The following is a 17,194-nucleotide window of genomic DNA, read 5'->3' on the forward strand; positions in this document are numbered from 1 at the left end:
ATGAAAGCACCGAGATTACCCGAGTTCTTCGCCGTCGGCGCGGTCGATCACGCCAATCGCTGCGCAGCCGAGTACGGTGGTGTGTCCGGATAGTCGCCCGCCGCAAAGCGCGCCTGCAGCCCCTGCCACCAGGCGGGATCGAACAGGTGGCGATAGTGCTCGCGCACCGCCGCCAGTTCCTGCGCGGGCAAGCCCATGAACGGTCCGAACCGCTCAGGGAAAACATCGCGCGGCCCCACATGGAACCAGGGCTCATCGGCCATCGCTTCCTCTGCGGAGCTTGGCTTGGGCCAGGCCCGGAATACGCAGTCACTGACCAGGCACAACTCGTCGTAGTCGTAGAACACGGCACGGCCGTGGCGCGACACGCCGAAGTTCTTCGGCAGCATGTCACCGGGGAAGATGTTGTTGCGCGCCATGTCGGTGATCGCCTGCGCGTAGTCGAGTACGGCTGCACGCACCGCCTCGCCAGCCTGTTCGCGCAGATAGAGATTCAGTGGCCGGAAGCGGCGCTGCACGTAGCACAACGCGATCTCCACCTCGTCGCCATCCACGCGCACGCTCTGCGCGCACTGCTGCAGCAGTTCGTCCAGCAACGCGGGAGCGAAGCGTTCGCGCGGGAAACGCAGGTGCCGGTAGGGTTGTGCATCAAGCAGGCGACCGACACGGTCGAGGTTGAACACCAGGGCGTACTTCTCCTCCACCTGCTGCCGCGACATCGTCTTGGGCCAAGCGAAACGATCACGGATCAGCTTGAACACCAGCGGGTAGCTGGGCAGGGTGAACACCGCCATGACCATGCCCGGCGTGCCTTCGGCATGCGCCAGACGCTCGTTGGAGTGTTCATTGAAGTGGCGGAAGAACGTCCGGTAGCGCTCGGTCTTGCCCTGTTTGGCGCGTCCGAGCACGGTATAGATCTCGTCGATCGGCTTGCCCGGCAGCAGGCTGCGCAGGAACACCACCGCATCGCCAACCGTGCCCAGGTCGGCCTGGAAATAGCTGCGCGACACGCCGAACAGATGGGCCACATCGCGACGCCGGGTCAGCACGGCATCGGCGCGCAGGCCCTGGTCGTCGTTGACCAGCGCGATCACGCACGGCGAGAAACGGTGTTCGCCGAACACGCGCCCGACCAGATAGGCGCGACGCTCGCGGTAGAACACGGTATCGAGCAGTTCGATGCTGCGTACCGGCGTGTCGCCCCAGTGCGCCAGATCATCCTGCAGGCGCACGGCGATGGCGGCGGCACAGCGCAGCTGGTGCGCATACGGAACATCGAAGCGGTAGTCGGCCAGCACCCGTTGCAGCGCCTCTACCGGCCGCGTCGGCGGGACCGCATAGGTGTGCCGCGCCACCGGATGGGTGATCGCATCGGAGGGCTCGACATCGAAGGCGATGAACTCCACTTCCGGGTCCACACCGCGGATGGCGAACAGCCGCCGCGACAGCGTGTTGTAGAAGGTCTTGTAGAGCTCGGCGTCGATCAGGCCCTGCAGCAGGGCACTGAAGTGCGCGTGCACCTGCAGCCACAGCGCGCGTTCGCTGATGGCATCACCGGCCAGCCGCCGCAGCGCATCCATCTGCTCGGCGATGCACTGGTCGTACAGGGCAATGCGCTCGACCGCATCGTGGCGCGCCGCCGCCCAGTCGCGCTGCTGGAAACGCACCCGGGCACGCGCCGTGATCGCGGCGAAGCGGGCGTGATACTGCTCGAAACCATCGCGGATGGCCTCGGCGATGCGCGGTGCGAGTTCGGTTGCGGTGACAGGATCGGACATGCACGACGTATCCGGGGGAACCGACCTCACCATACGCTGGCGTGTGTGATGTCGTCGAGCGTGCAGACGGCGCCGGCCGCTGGCCGGCACCGTCTGGGCACCCCGAGGATGCAGGCAGTTGCCGGCAAGCGGCCGGCACTACCCTTCAGATCGCCAGTTCGGCCTCCACGTCCTGCACCTTGCGCCGCGCCAGGGCAAGGTTGGACTTGGCGCGGTCCAGTACGATGTAGAAGAACAGGCCCTTCTTCTTCGCCACCGGGCGCATGATGTGGTACGCCTTGCCGAGCGAGATCAGGATGTCCTCGATACCATCGTTGAGGTTGAGCGAGGCGGCGGTTTTCATCTTCGCGCGGATCACTTCAGTGTTGCCGGCCGCCGCCACTTCCATGTCCATGCCCGAACCGGCCTCGCCCAGCAGCATGCCGCTTTCGTAGTCGACCAGCGCCACGGCCTGCGCGCCATCGATACCCATCAGTGCAGTCAACGAATCATTCAATCCAGCCACGTTGCACCCCTTTCAATGTTGGTTCGAGCCCCTCGTTCCCCCGCGGCCGGGCTCACGATCCGCTGAGTTCGGCCAGGATCGCCTGGCCACATTCCCTGCTCTGCCACAGCACCTGGCCGATCACGCTGCGCTGGTCGCAGGCGGCCATCAGCAGCAGCGGCGCGCGCGCCTCGGCCTGGATGGCCAGCATCAGCACCTTGCCGCCGGCGGCCTCCAGCATCAGTGTCTGCAGATCGCCCAGTGCCAGTTCGCGCCCCACTGCTGCGGCCAGGGCCAGCATCGCGCTGGTCATCGCCGCCAGGCGTTCGCCACGCCCCTCCGCACCTGCGCTGACCAGGGCAAAGCCATCGACGCTGGCCAGCACCACGGTGCGCACCCCTTCCACCCGCTGCTGCAGGTCCTGCAGCAACGGCCGCAGGCGCTCGCGCTGCTGCGCGTCCGGCAACAGCGTGCCTTGTCCATCAGCCATGTGCGGCCACCAGTGCATGCGCTTCCATTTCGCTCATCAGTACGTCCATCAGCAGCAGTCCTTGTTCGCGATCACGGGCATCCACCGCCAGCAGCGGCAGCGGCTGGCCATCGAGCCGGGCACGCTCGGCCCAGTCATCCAGTGCCGCTGCCGGCACCTGGTCAAGATGGGTCACCGCCACCACCAGGGCCAATGCAGGGCCGAACGGGCGCAGCACCTGCAGGTAGGCGTCCAGCTCAGCGGCCACCCCGGCGCGGCGCGCGTCCAGCAGCAACACCGCGCCGCGCGCACCCTGCAGCAGGATCGGCCACAGGAAATCAAAGCGCTGCTGGCCAGGCGTGCCATACAGGCGCAGCCTCTCGCCGTTGGGCAGGTCGATATCGGCGTAGTCCAGCGCCACCGTGGTCGAAGCCTTGTCGGCACCCGCGCGGTCGCTGTTGGCTACGTCGGTGTCGACCACCGCACCGGCGGCGATGCTGCGTACCAATGTCGACTTGCCGCTGCCCATGCCACCGAGCACCACCACCTTGTGCTCACGCATCGCGATCACTCCCGCGCAGCGTGCGCCACAGGCGTGCGAGCAGGCCGTTGTCAGCCGTGTTGGCACGCGCACCCGCCAGCGGTACTGCAGGTGCGACCTGCAGCTGCGCATAACCGCACAGGTAGGCGGCATGGATGAAATCGCGCACGGCGGCGGCGGGAAGATCCAGCAGCATCGCGCATTCGTCCACCGTGCAGGCACGCTTGAGCAGCAGCGAACATAGACGGAAGCCATCGTGATCGTGGCCGAGCACGCGGAAGTCCGGCCAGCGCAGCAGCTTCACCGACGCCCCGCGCAGGCGCTCATCCAATGCCTGCCAGTGGCGGCTGCGCTGCGCCCATTGCCACAGCAACGGACGCAACGGCAGTCGCGTGCGGTCACCCGCCAGGGCCTGCAGCTGCGCTGGCAGCAGCGCATCCAGATACAGGTGCTCGAAGCCCTGCGCCAGCCGTTCCACCAGCACCGTAGCCGGCTCGTGCAGCAGCACCGCCTGGTCCTGTTCCAGATCCAGCAGCAGCAGCGGTTCTCCACCCTCGCCCAGCAGCGCCTGGCCCTGCCGCGATGGCAGCCGCTCGCGCAGCAGGCGGGTGATGGCGTGCGCGCCGTCAGCCAGGCGGATTGGTGTCGCTTCGGTGCCGGTCTGCATGCCGCGCAGCGCCCGTCCTATCGCGCCATCATCCAGTACGTCCTGGCCGCCATCGCCTTCGCGCAACTGTCCGCCGAGGTCCTCGATCCAGCAGTGCAGGCGGGGGCGCTGCTGGCGCATGCGCAGTGCCGCGTTGCGCAGCGCCGGCGTATCGCGGATCACCAGCAGATCGCAGTCGTCCAGGTCCTGGCTGCGGCGGATCTGCCCGTCCGGCAGCGCCGAGGCCAGCCGCAGCCTCTGCAGCAGGGCCTGTTCGCCCTGGATGTCGGTCCCCACTACGAGCACGCGTGCCATCCGTGTTCCCCGTGCGACCACCTCCCCGGCGGTCTCGCATCGCCAAGGCTAGGCCATGGCTTGCCGCCATCGTCGTGATCGACTGCTCATATTGGTGGCAGTGGTGAACATGCATGCATCCGTTCTGCGACGGCCATCGCGGGCAAATTTCATGCCGTGTTGACAGCATTCCGACAGCCGATGGATTTAACGGTTTTGTACAGCTCCCGCCCGCGCGTGGACGGGCATCGGCCGCATACGGGCAAAAAGAAACCCGCGCCGAGGCGCGGGTTCCTTCCAGGTCTCAACCGGGCGGCGATGAATCAGCCGCGCAGCTGCTCCAGCGCGGCATTGAAGGTCGCGCTCGGACGCATCGCGGCAGCGGCCTTGGCCACGTCCGGACGGTAGTAGCCGCCGATGTCCACGGCCTTGCCCTGCACCGCGATCAGCTCGTCAACGATCTTCTGCTCGTTGTCGGCCAGCGCCTTGGCCAGCGGAGCGAAGCGTGCCTGCAGTGCGGCATCTTCGTTCTGCGCTGCCAGGGCCTGCGCCCAGTACAGGGCGATATAGAAGTGGCTGCCACGGTTGTCGATGCCACCGAGCTTGCGCGAGGGCGACTTGTCGTTGTCCAGGAATTGGCCGTTGGCCTCGTCCAGCGCCTTGGCCAGCACGCGGGCGGCAGCGTTGTCGTAGCGGTTGCCCAGATGCTCCAGCGACGCGGCCAGGGCCAGGAACTCACCCAGCGAATCCCAGCGCAGGTAGTCCTCTTCGACGAACTGCTGCACGTGCTTCGGCGCCGAACCGCCAGCACCGGTCTCGAACAGGCCGCCACCGGCCATCAGCGGCACGATCGACAGCATCTTGGCGCTGGTGCCCAGCTCCATGATCGGGAACAGATCGGTGAGGTAATCGCGCAGCACGTTGCCGGTCACCGAAATGGTGTCCTCGCCCTTGCGGATGCGGGCCAGCGAGAAGGTGGTCGCTTCCACCGGCGGCAGGATGCGGATATCCAGGCCGGTGGTGTCGTGGTCCTTCAGGTACGTCTCGACCTTGGCGATGACCTGCGCATCGTGGGCGCGGGCGGCGTCCAGCCAGAACACGGCCGGGGTGCTGCTCAGGCGCGCGCGTTCGACGGCCAGCTTGACCCAGTCCTGGATCGGCGCGTCCTTGGTCTGGCACATGCGCCAGATGTCGCCGGCTTCCACGGCGTGTTCGAACACCACGTTGCCAGCGTCATCAGTGACCTTTACCACGCCGTCGGCAGCGATCTGGAAGGTCTTGTCGTGCGAGCCGTACTCTTCAGCCTTCTGCGCCATCAGGCCGACGTTGGGCACCGAGCCCATGGTGGCCGGGTTGAAGGCACCGTTGCTGCGGCAGTCGTCGATGACAGCCTGGTACACGCCGGCATAGCAGCGGTCCGGAATGACCGCCTTGGTGTCCTGCAGCTTGCCTTCGGCATTCCACATCTTGCCGGAGTCGCGGATCATCGCCGGCATCGAGGCGTCGACGATCACGTCGCTCGGCACGTGCAGGTTGGTGATGCCCTTGTCCGAGTTGACCATGGCCAGGCCCGGACGCTGCGCGTACTCGGCCTGCAGGTCGGCTTCGATGGCGGCACGGGTGGCTTCGGGCAGCGACGGCAGGCGCGCGACCAGGTCGCCGATGCCGTTGTTGGCATCGAAACCGGCCTGCTTGAGCGTGTCGGCGTGCTTGGCGAGCACGTCCTTGTAGAACTCGTTGACGACCACGCCGAACATGATCGGGTCGGAGACCTTCATCATGGTCGCCTTCAGGTGCAGCGAGAACAGTACGCCCTGCGACCTGGCGTCTTCGATCTGCGCATTGATGAAGGCGGCCAGCGCCTTGCGGCTCATCACTGCCGCGTCGACGATCTCACCGGCCTTGACCGCTGTCTTTTCCTTCAGCACGACGGTGCTGCCGTCCTTGCCGTGCAGGGTGATCTTCAGCGCGCCGGCGTTGGCCAGGGTGGCCGACTTCTCGCTGCCGTAGAAATCACCCGCGTCCATGTGCGCAACGTGCGACTTCGAATCGGACGCCCAGGCGCCCATGCGGTGCGGGTGCTTGCGGGCGTAGTTCTTCACCGACAGCGGCGCGCGCCGGTCGGAGTTGCCTTCGCGCAGCACCGGATTGACTGCGCTGCCCTTGACCTTGTCGTAGCGCGCCTTGTAGTCGCGCTGCTGGTCGTCGGCCGGGGTTTCCGGGTAATCGGGCAGCGGATAGCCCTGGTCCTGCAGTTCCTTGATGGCGGCCTTCAGCTGCGGCACCGAGGCGGAGATGTTCGGCAGCTTGATGATGTTGGCGTCGGGGGTGGTCGCCAGCTGGCCCAGCTCGGCCAGGTCATCGTTGACCTTCTGCGCATCGCTCAGCAGTTCCGGGAACAGCGACAGGATGCGGCCGGACAGCGAGATGTCACGGGTTTCCACTGCGATGCCGGCGGTGGAGGTATAGGCGTCGACGATCGGCAGCAGCGACTGGGTGGCCAGGAACGGTGCTTCGTCGGTCAGCGTGTAGAGGATCTTGGACATGGGGGACTTGGACTCTGTAGCAGTGCTCAGGGGAAGGCCGGCGCCAGCGCCGGGCCACGTGCAACCGTGTCACTTTCCCCGCCGCCGTCAGGGTGGGCGCGCGCCGGGGAAGCCCCTGCATTGTCGCGTTTTCAGCCGCGCGGGGCAAAGCCGTGCCATACGCGGCGGTACTGGACCGCTGTGTTTCGTCCTTGGCTCGCTTCCGGTCAGGAAGCTGAGGCTTGATGGCTAATTCGACTTCCCGCTCGTTGAGGCACGCATGACCCACTCCGACAATCGCTGCCCCCACTCGGCACGCCTTGGACAGATCAATGTCTGCGAGCGCTTGCTTTGCTGGAAGTTGCAGATTCGGAATCCCCCAACGACGGCGGCCAGACTGGCGAGTTCATCAGCCGTCGCTGCAGAGCCTCGGATGTGCAGCGAACCGGCGCCAGATGATCCGGGTCGAACGTAGACGTCGTACCGGGTGGAAGGTCCTTCCGCCCTTGCATACCCCGACACGACATATCCGCCATCCGTGAAGCGCAGATCCGGCGTGCTTCCTGGCACAGGCTTTTCGGGGGCATCGCCCTCGTAGATCAAGGCGACTTCCCTACCATCACGCCTGATGCGGTGCAGACCAAAGTCAACAGGTGCCTCGTAGGTCACGGACATGTCTGTCGGCACACGCACACAGGCGCCGTATAGGAAGTGGTCGCAACTGTAGCTCCACAGACTAGATTCCTGGGCCCACGAAGTGAGCGGGAATAGGAAAGCGAAGAAAACCAAAATGCGTGCAAGCATCTCAACGCTCCCGTTCCTGAACTGCCGAATCGCCGTCCACAATTCCACCGATGGTATGGCTGTCAACCACACCGGGAACCCTATTCATGATTCCGTCGCCGCGTGCAGGATTGGGCAGCCCCGTTGTCTTGTCATAGAGATCATCCACACCGCCAAGATGTGACACTTCATGAGGAACAACACCCTTGTCAAATCTATCCAGGACATTGATCTCGCCCTTCTTTCCGCCCAACTCCGCGAAACTCCGTCCGCTGCGGTGGGAGGTTTCCCCGTTGACAAGCTTTATCTCATTACGGGCGGCCCGCGGGGTACTTTTTTCAATGTCAGTGACCTCGACCGTCACGCGCGTCTCCTTCCCGCCAATATCATAGGTTCCTGACATTGACGCCACCTGCTCTTTGAAGGTCGCTATGTTCTTGGGTGTCGCACCATCCCCTGAAAACTTTGTTGGGAAGCTGATTTTCACCGAACCGTCCTTCATCCGCGTAACTACAGGAACTCTGCCGTCCGGATCGACAAAGTTGTAAGGACTGCTATTGGCGTATCGGTACCTGTTGAAGAGGGAAGACTTCCCACCATAGGCAGCGACGGGATCTACACTGAGAAAGGCACCTATTTCGGGAGAGTAATATCGTTGCTGCATGTAATTGAGACCTGTCGTGGAATCAAACACATGGCCTGAGTAACCAGGACCATCTGCCGCGACGATTCCAACGACAGAGCCATAAGGCTCGTATGCGAATCTCTCGATCACCTTCCCGTCTGAGTCCGTAATAGCCACCGGACTCCCGAGTGCATCCGTATGAACATAGGTGACTACTTCACCGTCCGTCGACGCCATTGCCAGCGTGAGAACAATCCAGTTGAGCATCCCATCCCTCCCACGTTTCCATATTCCGTTCAGCGTACCCGAGGTCCCCCTCGATCGAGTATCGCCCAACAAAAAAGACGCAGCCTCGCGGCTGCGTCCATCGTGAGTCCAACCGGGAGAGAGTCGGCGGGACTTACTTGACCTCGAACTCCTGCGGCGTTCCGGCCGCCTTGCCATCGACCATGACTTCGGCGCGGTACTTGCCGGCCGGCCAGCCGTTGGCATTCTTGAAGGTGATGTTGGTGGTCTCTGCACCGCTGGTGTTCAGGGTCGCGTTCTGCTCGCCGGCCACCTGGCCATCCTGGAAGGTCAGCTTGGCGCCGACGGTGACATTGTTGGCCGCGCCATCGGTCTTCACCGAGACGATGACATCGTCCTTCGGCGCGAACAGGGCGGCGGTGGTCACCGACTTGTCAGCTGCGGCAGTCTTGCCGACAGTGACCGCCGATACCGCTACGGCCGATGCAGCCATCGGCGGCGGGGCGCCGGTCATCGGAGCGGGCGCCTCGGCCGGCGTGGTTGCCGCCGGAGCCGCGTTGTTGTCAGCGGTTTCTTCCTTCTTCTTGCAGCCCACCAGGGCGACGCTGCCCAGCAGCGCGGCCAGCAGGGCATTCTGAAGCGGGGTCGTCTTGATCATGCGGGGTTCCTCCAAGGATTGTTCGGACGGCGATTGGATCGCCGGTATTACTTCGGCGGCAGTTTCAGGGTCTGGCCCGGGAAGATCTTGTCCGGGTCGTCGAGTACATCGCGGTTGGCTTCGAAGATCTTCTTCCAGGCGTTGGCATCGCCCAAGTGCTGTTTGGCGATCTTCGACAGCGAATCACCCTTCTGCACGGTGTAGGTGCCACCGCTGACCACCTCGGCGGTACTGTCCACCGAAGCGCTGACGCCGGAAAAGTCCGCCTTGGGGACCTGCTGGGCGGTACTGTCGACGCTGCCACTGACGCCGGAGAAATCGGCTTTCTTCTCGGTACTCATCCACACACTCCCGTCTGTATGACTACATGGCTGGCACGGTGTCATAGAGGTTGTTAAATGGGGATGGTGCCGATGTGAAGCCGCCCCCCGGGGCGGCTGAACAATCGGGGCCCAACCGGTAGCGCCGGGCCATGGCGGGCGGCTCTGCATATGGCCGCTGCGCTCGCCGGGCATGGCCCGGCGCTACCTGTAAGGGCCGCTGCGCTCGCCGGGCATGGCCCGGCGCTACCTGTAACCGCCTGCGGCGGTTACTGCCGCAGTTCGCGGTAGGTCGCGGCCGGGGCGGCAATGCCAGGGCTGGCGCGCCACGGGTTGATGTCCAGGCCACCGCGACGGGTATAGCGGGCTTCGACTTCCAGCCACTGCGGCCGGCAGCGCGCGGACACTTCACTGAAGATGCGCTCAACGCACTGCTCATGGAACTCGGCGTGCTCGCGGTAGCTGACCAGGTAGCGCAGCAGGCCGGCACGATCGATCTGCGGGCCGCGGTAGCGCAGGCTGACGGTGGCCCAGTCCGGCTGGCCGGTGACCGGGCAGTTGGACTTCAGCAGGGCCGAGACCAGGGTCTCCTCCACCAGCGCATCGGCGTTGGCCGACAGGTAGTCCGCCTGCGGCGGGCCATAGCAGTCGATGTCCACCTCGAGGCCGTCGATCAACTCGCCCAGCGGTGATTCGCGCAACGCCGGCAGGCCGAACGTGACCTGGACCGGGGCGCCGGCGCAGGCCGACAGGTCGGCGACGAGGCGCTCGCGCAGGGCTTGGGCACTGTCGATGCGGGTGCTGTTGAGGGAGTTCAGGTACAGCTTGAACGACTTCGACTCGATCAGCCGCGGCGAGGTGCACGGCACCTGCACGGTGGCGACGGCGACCTGCGGTTTGCCACGCAGGTCGAGCCAGCTCAGTTCGAAGGCGTGCCAGCGGTCATGGCCGACGAAGGGCAGCGCGGCCTCGTCCAGACCGATCTCGGCGCGGGCGCCGACGCGCGGGATGGGAAACAGCAGGCCGGGATCGTACTGCGACGGGTAACTGACCTCGCGACCGAGGCTGGAATCCTGTGGGGTGTTCATGGTGCTTATTGTATCGCGCGCAGAGCGGGCCTTCGGCCGGGTCGGCCAACGGCGGAGCCCCTCCGTGGTGGGTGGGTTGGTCGGCAGAGCGGTCTATCGGGTTGGCCGGGAAGGTGGGTTGGCTGGGGGGACGCCGTGAATACGTCCCTGTAGGCTCGGGCGCGCCTTGCTCGTGTGCGCTGTCCTGCGCACACGGCAAGACCGGGGTTGGGCGTCCTGCCCAACCCGCCCGAGGCATGCCTCGGGCCCATGGCGCTTACGCCCCCAGCCAACCCACCCTCCCGGCCACGGTCAATTTCCCGCGCCACCACGGGAAAGATCAGGAAAGAATCAAAATCAAAAACAGGATCAAAAACCGATCCTTCAGCCATTCATGGCATCTGCCATCCACGCATGGCGTGGATCTACCGTGTCGACCAAGGTCGACACCCACCAACAGCCGCACAGAACGCCGTTCCGACAGATTGCGCAAACCTGTCGAAGGCGGGGTGGGTCCGGTTGCGGGGGTGTCCGCGGCATGGATGCCGCGGCCAAGCCCCCAGGGATGGGTTTACGGCGTCCCCCGCAACCGGACCCACCCCGCCATCCCACGGATAGCCCGCTTCTGCTGTTGCTGTTGCTGTTGCTGGCCAGCGGCCGGCACTACCGCTTCGGCGGGTGCAGGGCGCAGCCCTGCCGGCAACCCTCAACCCGCCGGGGTGCCCGCACCATGCAGATAATCCAGGCTCACCTGCAGCAGCGCACGGAATCCGACATCCAGCGCCTTCTCATCCAGCAGGAACTTCGGCGAATGGTTGGCCGGCGCCGTCGCCGGGTCGATGCCCACGCTGGTGGAACCGACGAAGAAGAACATGCCCGGCACTTCCTTGGCATACAGCGAGAAATCCTCCGCGCCCATCTGCAGCGGCGGCTCGTACACGTTGTCCTTGCCCACCACCGCCTGCAGGCTCGGCAGCATCTTCGCGGTCAGCGCCGGGTCGTTCACCGTGGCCGGGTTGCCTTCCGATTCGTAGATGTCGGTCACCGCCTTGGCCCCATGCGCGGCAGCGGTGTGGTCGGCCACGTTGCGCAGGTCGGCGAAGATCTGCTGGCGCATGCCTTCGTCGAAGGTGCGGATGGTGCCGACCATCTCCACTTCATCGGGAATGATGTTGTAGCGGATGCCGCCGTTGATCGCGCCGAAGGTCAGCACCGCCGGCTGCTTGGACAGGTTGGCGCGGCGGCTGACGATGGTCTGCGCGGTGCCGATCAGATCAGCAGTGGCCACGATCGGATCCACGCCGTTCCACGGTGCCGAGCCATGGGTCTGGCGGCCGATCACCTTGATGCCGAAACGATCGGACGCGGCCATCAGCGGGCCACCGCGCACCGCGATCTGCCCTGCCTGCACGCTGGAGAACACATGCAGCCCGAACACCGCCTCGGGCTTGAAGTCGGCAAACAGACCTTCCTTCAGCATCAGCGCCGCACCGCCCTCTTCCGGCGGCGGTGCACCCTCCTCGGACGGCTGGAAGATCAGCATCACCTGGCCCGGCAGGTCCTTCTTCATCGCCACCAGCGCTTCGGCCACGCCCAGCAGGGTGGCAGTGTGCGCGTCATGGCCACAGGCGTGCATCACGCCCACGGTCTGCCCGCGGTACTGCGCGGTGGCCTTGGAGGCGAACGGCAGGCCGGTCTGCTCGGTCACCGGCAGTGCGTCCATGTCCGCGCGCAGGGCGATCTTCGGGCCCGGCTTGCCGCCTTCGATGATCGCCACCACGCCGTGGTGGGCAATGCCGGTCTTCGGCTTCAGGCCCATCGCGCGCAGGCGCTTGGCGACCTCGGCGGAGGTGCGCTCCTCGCGGTTGGACAGTTCCGGGTGCTGATGGAAATCGCGGCGCCATTCAACCACCTTGGCCTGCAGGCGCTGTGCGGCAGCAGTCACTTCCGGGCGCTGTGCGTCCTCGGCGTGGGCAAGGGCCGGCAGGGCCAGCAGCAGGGCGGACAGCAGCAACGAACGGCGCATCTCGATCTCCACGGAAGGGGTCTGCACCTGAATGTAGGGCAACCTTGCCGTTACGGGAACCTCCAGCGTCGTCCATCTGTCTGAGCGCCCGTCCCATCCGTCATGCAGGAAACCCGGTGGGCCACAGGTATGCTTTGCGCATTGTCACCCGGGGTCTGCCCCGGCCAGCCCTCTTGGAGTCTTGAATGTCACGTGTTTGGAAGATCGTGCTGCTGGTCGTGGCGGTACTGGTGCTGGCCGTGGTGGGCCTGCGCGTACTCGGTGGCGGCAAGGACAAGGCTGCCGGGCAGCAGGCAGGCGCCGGCCAGGGGGGCGAAGATCCCGATGCCGGCCCGGTGCCGGTGACCGTGGTCGATGCCGCGCGCCAGGACGTGCCGGTGTATGCCAGCGCACTGGGCACGGTGACCGCGATGAACACCGTGACGGTCAGCCCGCAGGTGGGCGGCCAGCTGATGAGCCTCAATTTCCGCGAAGGCCAGGAAGTGAAGAAGGGCGACGTGCTGGCGGTGATCGACCCGCGCACCGCCCAGGCCAGCTATGACCAGGCCGTTGCATCCAAGCGCCAGAACGAAGCCCTGCTGGCCACCGCACGTTCGAACTACCAGCGTTCGAACGCGCCGGAGTACCGCCAGTTCGTGGCCAAGACCGATCTGGATACACAACGAAACCAGGTGGCACAGTACGAAAGCGCAGTGGCGGCCAATGAAGCCAGCATGCGTTCGGCGCAGGTGCAGCTGCAGTACACCCGGGTCACCGCGCCGATCACCGGTATCGCCGGCATCCGCGCGGTCGACGCCGGCAACGTGGTCAACGCCGGTACCGCCTTGGTCACCCTGACCCAGATCCATCCGATCCACGTGCTGTTCAACCTGCCCGAACGCCAGCTCGGCGACGTGCGCCAGGCGCAGGCCGCCGGCAGCGTGCCGGTCGCAGCGCTGGACCGCGCCGATTCGCACGTGCTCAGCGGCGACGGCAAGCTGGACGTGGTCGACAACCTGATCAGCGCCGACAGCGGCACCTTCAAGGCACGCGCGGTGTTCGACAACACCGACAACGGCCTGTGGCCGGGCCAGTTCGTCAATGTGCGCATGCAGCTGCGCACCATCGGCGGCGGCGTGGTGATCCCGACCCAGGCAGTGCTGCGTGGCCCGGACGGCGAGTACGTCTACGTCGTGCAGGGCGACAACACGGTGAAGATGCAGACCGTGCGCAGTGGCGTGGAAGTGGGCGACAGCCAGGTGCAGATCGCCGAAGGCCTGAAGGGCGGCGAGCGCGTGGTCAGCGAAGGCCAGTTCCGCCTGAAGCCGGGCAGCAAGGTGACCGCGCTGAAGCCGGGTGAAACCCCGGCCGCACCGACCGAGGCCGAACTGAAGGCCGCCGAACAGAAGAGTGGCGGCGGCCGCCGCGGTGGTGGCCCGCGCTGAGCGCAGGCCCCTGCTCTTCCCCGCGCCGGCGATCCCGCCGGCGCTGCCATTGAAGTGCCAGCAAGGATCAGTCCGTGGGCTTTTCGACGATCTTCATCCGCCGCCCGATTGCCACCTCGCTGTTGATGGCGGGTCTGTTGCTGCTGGGCATCCTCGGTTACCGCAAGCTGCCGGTGTCGGCGCTGCCGGAAATCGATGCGCCCAGCCTGGTGGTGACCACGCAGTACCCCGGTGCCAACGCCACCACCATGGCCTCGCTGGTGACCACGCCGCTGGAGCGCCAGTTCGGGCAGATCTCCGGGCTGGAACTGATGACCTCCGATTCCTCGGCGGGGTTGTCGACGATCATCCTGCAGTTCTCGATGGACCGCGACATCGACATCGCCGCACAGGACGTGCAGGCGGCGATCCGCCAGGCCACCCTGCCCTCGTCGCTGCCGTACCAGCCGGTCTACAACCGGGTGAACCCGGCCGACGCGGCCATCGTCACCCTCAAGCTGACCTCCGATACGCGGCCACTGCGCGACGTCAACAACTACGCTGACTCGATCCTCGCCCAGCGCCTGTCGCAGGTGCAGGGCGTGGGCCTGGTGTCGATCGCCGGCAACGTGCGTCCGGCCGTGCGCATCCAGGTCAATCCGGCGCAGCTGTCCAACATGGGCTTGACCCTGGAAGAGCTGCGCAGCGCGCTCACCCAGGCCAACGTCAATGCGCCGAAGGGCTCGCTGAACGGCAAGACCCAGTCCTACAGCATCGGCACCAACGACCAGCTGGCCAGCGCCGCCGAGTACCGCGACACCATCATCAGCTACAAGAACGGCCGCCCGGTGCGGCTGTCCGACGTGGCCGAAGTGATTGATGGCGTGGAGAACGACCAGCTGGCGGCATGGGCCGACGGCAAGCCGGCCGTGCTGCTGGAAGTGCGCCGGCAGCCGGGCGCCAACATCGTGCAGACCGTCGAGCGCATCCGCGCGCTGCTGCCGCAGCTGCAGGGCGTACTGCCGGCCGACGTGCACCTGGAGGTGTTCTCCGACCGTACCGAAACCATCCGTGCCTCGGTGCATGAAGTGCAGTTCACCCTGATCCTGACCATCGGACTGGTGGTGGCGGTGATCTTCGTGTTCCTGCGCCGGTTCTGGGCCACCATCATTCCCTCGGTGGCAGTGCCGTTGTCGCTGGCCGGCACCTTCGCGGTGATGGCCTTCACCGGCATGTCGCTGGACAACCTCTCGCTGATGGCGCTGGTGGTGGCCACCGGCTTCGTGGTCGACGATGCGATCGTGATGATCGAGAACATCGTGCGCTACATCGAACAAGGCAAGAGCGGCAAGGAAGCAGCCGAGATCGGTGCGCGGCAGATCGGCTTCACCGTGCTGTCGCTGACGGTTTCACTGGTGGCGGTGTTCCTGCCGCTGCTGCTGATGCCCGGCGTCACCGGCCGCCTGTTCCACGAGTTCGCCTGGGTGCTGAGCATCGCCGTGGTGCTGTCGATGCTGATCTCGCTGACGCTCACCCCGATGATGTGCGCCTACCTGCTCAAGCCCGATGCGCTGCCCGAGGGCGAAGACGCACACGAACGTGCGGCCGCGGCCGGCAAGCAGAACCTGTGGACGCGCACCGTCGGCCTGTATGAGCGCAGCCTGGACTGGGTGCTGGAACACCAGCCCCTCACCCTGGCCGTGGCCGCTGCCGCGCTGGTACTGACCGTGCTGCTGTACGTGCTGATTCCCAAGGGTCTGCTGCCCGAGCAGGACACCGGCCTGATCACCGCCGTGGTCCAGGCCGACCAGAACATCGCCTTCCCGCAGATGGAGCAGCGCACCCGGCAGGTGGCCGAAGCGCTGCGCAGGGATCCGGACGTGACCGGCGTATCGGCCTTCATCGGCGCCGGCAGCATGAACCCCACGCTCAACCAGGGCCAGCTGTCGATCGTGCTGAAGGAGCGCGGCGAACGTGATGGGCTGGAAGACATCCTGCCGCGCCTGCAGAAATCCGTCGCCGGTATTCCCGGCGTGGCGCTGTACCTGAAGCCGGTACAGGACGTGACCCTGGACACCCGCGTGGCCGCCACCGAGTACCAGTACTCGCTGTCGGACGTGGACAGCGCGGAAGTCGCGCTGCAGGCCAGCCGCCTGACCCAGGCGCTGCGCCAGCGCCCGGAACTGGCCGACGTCGACAACAACCTGTCCAACCAGGGCCGCGCACTGGAACTGAACATCGACCGCGACAAGGCCAGCGTGCTGGGCGTGCCGATGCAGACCATCGACGACACCCTCTACGATGCGTTCGGCCAGCGCCAGATCTCGACCATCTTCACCGAGCTCAACCAGTACCGGGTGGTGCTGGAAGTGGCACCGCAGTTCCGCACCAGCACCGCGCTGATGGAACAGCTGGCGGTCGCCTCCAACGGCGCCGGCGCCCTCACCGGCACCAACGCGACCAGCTTCGGCCAGGTCACCTCGTCCAACTCGTCCACCGCCACCGGTATCGGTGCGCAGAACACCGGCATCACCGTCGGTGCGGGCGGCATCATCCCGTTGTCGGCGCTGGCCGATGCGAAGGTCTCCAGCGCGCCGCTGCTGGTCAGCCACCAGCAGCAGCTGCCTGCGGTGACGGTCTCCTTCAACGTCGCGGCGGGGTATTCGCTGTCCGATGCGGTCAAGGCCATCGAAGAGACCAAGGCCAGCCTGGACATGCCGGCGCACGTGCATGCGCAGTTCATCGGCAAGGCCGCTGAATTCACCGGCAGCCAGACCGACGTGGTGTGGCTGCTGCTGGCCTCGCTGGTGGTGATCTACATCGTGCTGGGCGTGCTGTACGAGAGCTACATCCACCCGATCACGATCATCTCGACCCTGCCGCCGGCCGGCGTCGGCGCGCTGCTGGCATTGATGGTCTGTGGCCTGAGCCTGTCGGTGGACGGCATCGTCGGCATCGTGCTGCTGATCGGCATCGTCAAGAAGAACGGCATCATGATGGTCGACTTCGCCATCGAGGCGCGGCGCACCGGCGCCAACGCGCGCGAAGCCATCCGCCGCGCCTGCCTGCTGCGTTTCCGCCCGATCATGATGACCACCGCTGCAGCCATGCTTGGCGCGTTGCCGCTGGCGCTGGGCACCGGCATCGGCTCGGAACTGCGTCGGCCGCTGGGCATCGCCATCGTCGGCGGCCTGCTGCTGTCGCAGCTGGTAACCCTGTACACCACGCCGGTGATCTACCTGTACATGGAACGCTTCTCGGAATGGCTTGCCCGTCGCCGTGAACAGCGTGCGCTGCGCGATGGCACGGTGCAGGAGCCGCAGGCATGA

At 65.8% G+C, this 17,194-nt stretch carries 13 protein-coding genes; 2 read left to right on the plus strand and 11 right to left on the minus strand.

Translation table 11 applies throughout. The annotated features are described in order from the left end of the window. Window positions 1-47 precede the first annotated feature (47 nt). The 11 genes from aceK to LMF57_RS18305 all read right to left on the minus strand — a co-directional run bounded on the left by aceK (window position 48) and on the right by LMF57_RS18305 (window position 12,462). A complete protein-coding gene (gene aceK, locus LMF57_RS18255) occupies window positions 48-1,778 on the minus strand; it encodes a bifunctional isocitrate dehydrogenase kinase/phosphatase (RefSeq protein ID WP_229290350.1) in 1,731 nt (576 codons plus the stop codon). Window positions 1,779-1,923: 145 nt separating this feature from the next. After that, window positions 1,924-2,283 carry a hypothetical protein gene (locus LMF57_RS18260; RefSeq protein WP_089237314.1) on the minus strand — a complete coding sequence of 120 codons (360 nt, stop codon included), beginning with the start codon at window positions 2,281-2,283 and terminating at the stop codon, window positions 1,924-1,926. Between the two features lie 52 nt (window positions 2,284-2,335). After that, on the minus strand, window positions 2,336-2,752 hold the full coding sequence (locus LMF57_RS18265; protein ID WP_229290351.1) for a roadblock/LC7 domain-containing protein: 417 nt from the start codon (window positions 2,750-2,752) through the stop codon (window positions 2,336-2,338). After that, on the minus strand, window positions 2,745-3,293 hold the full coding sequence (locus LMF57_RS18270; RefSeq protein WP_025878599.1) for an ATP/GTP-binding protein: 549 nt from the start codon (window positions 3,291-3,293) through the stop codon (window positions 2,745-2,747). Before LMF57_RS18270 ends, LMF57_RS18265 begins: the two co-directional genes overlap by 8 nt. After that, a complete protein-coding gene (locus LMF57_RS18275; protein WP_208081832.1) occupies window positions 3,286-4,233 on the minus strand; it encodes a hypothetical protein in 948 nt (315 codons plus the stop codon). Before LMF57_RS18275 ends, LMF57_RS18270 begins: the two co-directional genes overlap by 8 nt. Window positions 4,234-4,535: 302 nt before the next feature. Beyond that, window positions 4,536-6,758 carry an NADP-dependent isocitrate dehydrogenase gene (locus LMF57_RS18280; protein ID WP_208081831.1) on the minus strand — a complete coding sequence of 741 codons (2,223 nt, stop codon included), beginning with the start codon at window positions 6,756-6,758 and terminating at the stop codon, window positions 4,536-4,538. Between the two features lie 784 nt (window positions 6,759-7,542). Next, a complete protein-coding gene (locus tag LMF57_RS18285; RefSeq protein ID WP_229290352.1) occupies window positions 7,543-8,412 on the minus strand; it encodes an RHS repeat-associated core domain-containing protein in 870 nt (289 codons plus the stop codon). Window positions 8,413-8,545: 133 nt separating this feature from the next. Beyond that, on the minus strand, window positions 8,546-9,049 hold the full coding sequence (locus tag LMF57_RS18290) for a hypothetical protein (RefSeq protein WP_025878596.1): 504 nt from the start codon (window positions 9,047-9,049) through the stop codon (window positions 8,546-8,548). A 47-nt stretch (window positions 9,050-9,096) separates the two neighbouring features. Continuing rightward, window positions 9,097-9,390 (minus strand): LysM peptidoglycan-binding domain-containing protein, encoded by a 294-nt coding sequence (locus tag LMF57_RS18295; RefSeq protein WP_025878595.1) that lies wholly within the window; start codon window positions 9,388-9,390, stop codon window positions 9,097-9,099. A 248-nt stretch (window positions 9,391-9,638) separates the two neighbouring features. Beyond that, entirely contained in the window at window positions 9,639-10,457 is an 819-nt protein-coding gene (queF, locus tag LMF57_RS18300) for an NADPH-dependent 7-cyano-7-deazaguanine reductase QueF (RefSeq protein ID WP_229290353.1), read from the minus strand. A gap of 685 nt (window positions 10,458-11,142) precedes the next feature. Beyond that, complete coding sequence (locus LMF57_RS18305; RefSeq protein WP_025874644.1) at window positions 11,143-12,462, minus strand: M20 family metallopeptidase; 1,320 nt, start codon at window positions 12,460-12,462, stop codon at window positions 11,143-11,145. 185 nt (window positions 12,463-12,647) lie between these two features. On the opposite strand from LMF57_RS18305, the gene LMF57_RS18310 reads away from it, so the two are divergent. Together LMF57_RS18310 and LMF57_RS18315 are read left to right on the plus strand one after the other, a co-directional pair. Continuing rightward, window positions 12,648-13,886: an efflux RND transporter periplasmic adaptor subunit gene (locus LMF57_RS18310; protein ID WP_032976663.1), complete on the plus strand. Its 1,239-nt coding sequence runs from the start codon at window positions 12,648-12,650 to the stop codon at window positions 13,884-13,886. A 74-nt stretch (window positions 13,887-13,960) separates the two neighbouring features. Next, on the plus strand, window positions 13,961-17,194 hold the full coding sequence (locus tag LMF57_RS18315; protein WP_229290354.1) for an efflux RND transporter permease subunit: 3,234 nt from the start codon (window positions 13,961-13,963) through the stop codon (window positions 17,192-17,194).

This window comes from Stenotrophomonas sp. SI-NJAU-1 (assembly GCF_020883215.1).
GTDB lineage: Bacteria > Pseudomonadota > Gammaproteobacteria > Xanthomonadales > Xanthomonadaceae > Stenotrophomonas > Stenotrophomonas indicatrix.

Bases quoted from the DNA above. Each gene is read 5' to 3' on its own strand.
- aceK (WP_229290350.1), bottom strand. From the start codon at position 1,778: ATGTCCGATCCTGTCACCGCAACCGAACTCGCACCGCGCATCGCCGAG.
- LMF57_RS18265 (WP_229290351.1), bottom strand. From the start codon at position 2,752: ATGGCTGATGGACAAGGCACGCTGTTGCCGGACGCGCAGCAGCGCGAG.
- LMF57_RS18270 (WP_025878599.1), bottom strand. From the start codon at position 3,293: ATGCGTGAGCACAAGGTGGTGGTGCTCGGTGGCATGGGCAGCGGCAAG.
- LMF57_RS18275 (WP_208081832.1), bottom strand. From the start codon at position 4,233: ATGGCACGCGTGCTCGTAGTGGGGACCGACATCCAGGGCGAACAGGCC.
- LMF57_RS18280 (WP_208081831.1), bottom strand. From the start codon at position 6,758: ATGTCCAAGATCCTCTACACGCTGACCGACGAAGCACCGTTCCTGGCC.
- LMF57_RS18285 (WP_229290352.1), bottom strand. From the start codon at position 8,412: ATGCTCAACTGGATTGTTCTCACGCTGGCAATGGCGTCGACGGACGGT.
- LMF57_RS18290 (WP_025878596.1), bottom strand. From the start codon at position 9,049: ATGATCAAGACGACCCCGCTTCAGAATGCCCTGCTGGCCGCGCTGCTG.
- LMF57_RS18295 (WP_025878595.1), bottom strand. From the start codon at position 9,390: ATGAGTACCGAGAAGAAAGCCGATTTCTCCGGCGTCAGTGGCAGCGTC.
- queF (WP_229290353.1), bottom strand. From the start codon at position 10,457: ATGAACACCCCACAGGATTCCAGCCTCGGTCGCGAGGTCAGTTACCCG.
- LMF57_RS18305 (WP_025874644.1), bottom strand. From the start codon at position 12,462: ATGCGCCGTTCGTTGCTGCTGTCCGCCCTGCTGCTGGCCCTGCCGGCC.
- LMF57_RS18310 (WP_032976663.1), top strand. From the start codon at position 12,648: ATGTCACGTGTTTGGAAGATCGTGCTGCTGGTCGTGGCGGTACTGGTG.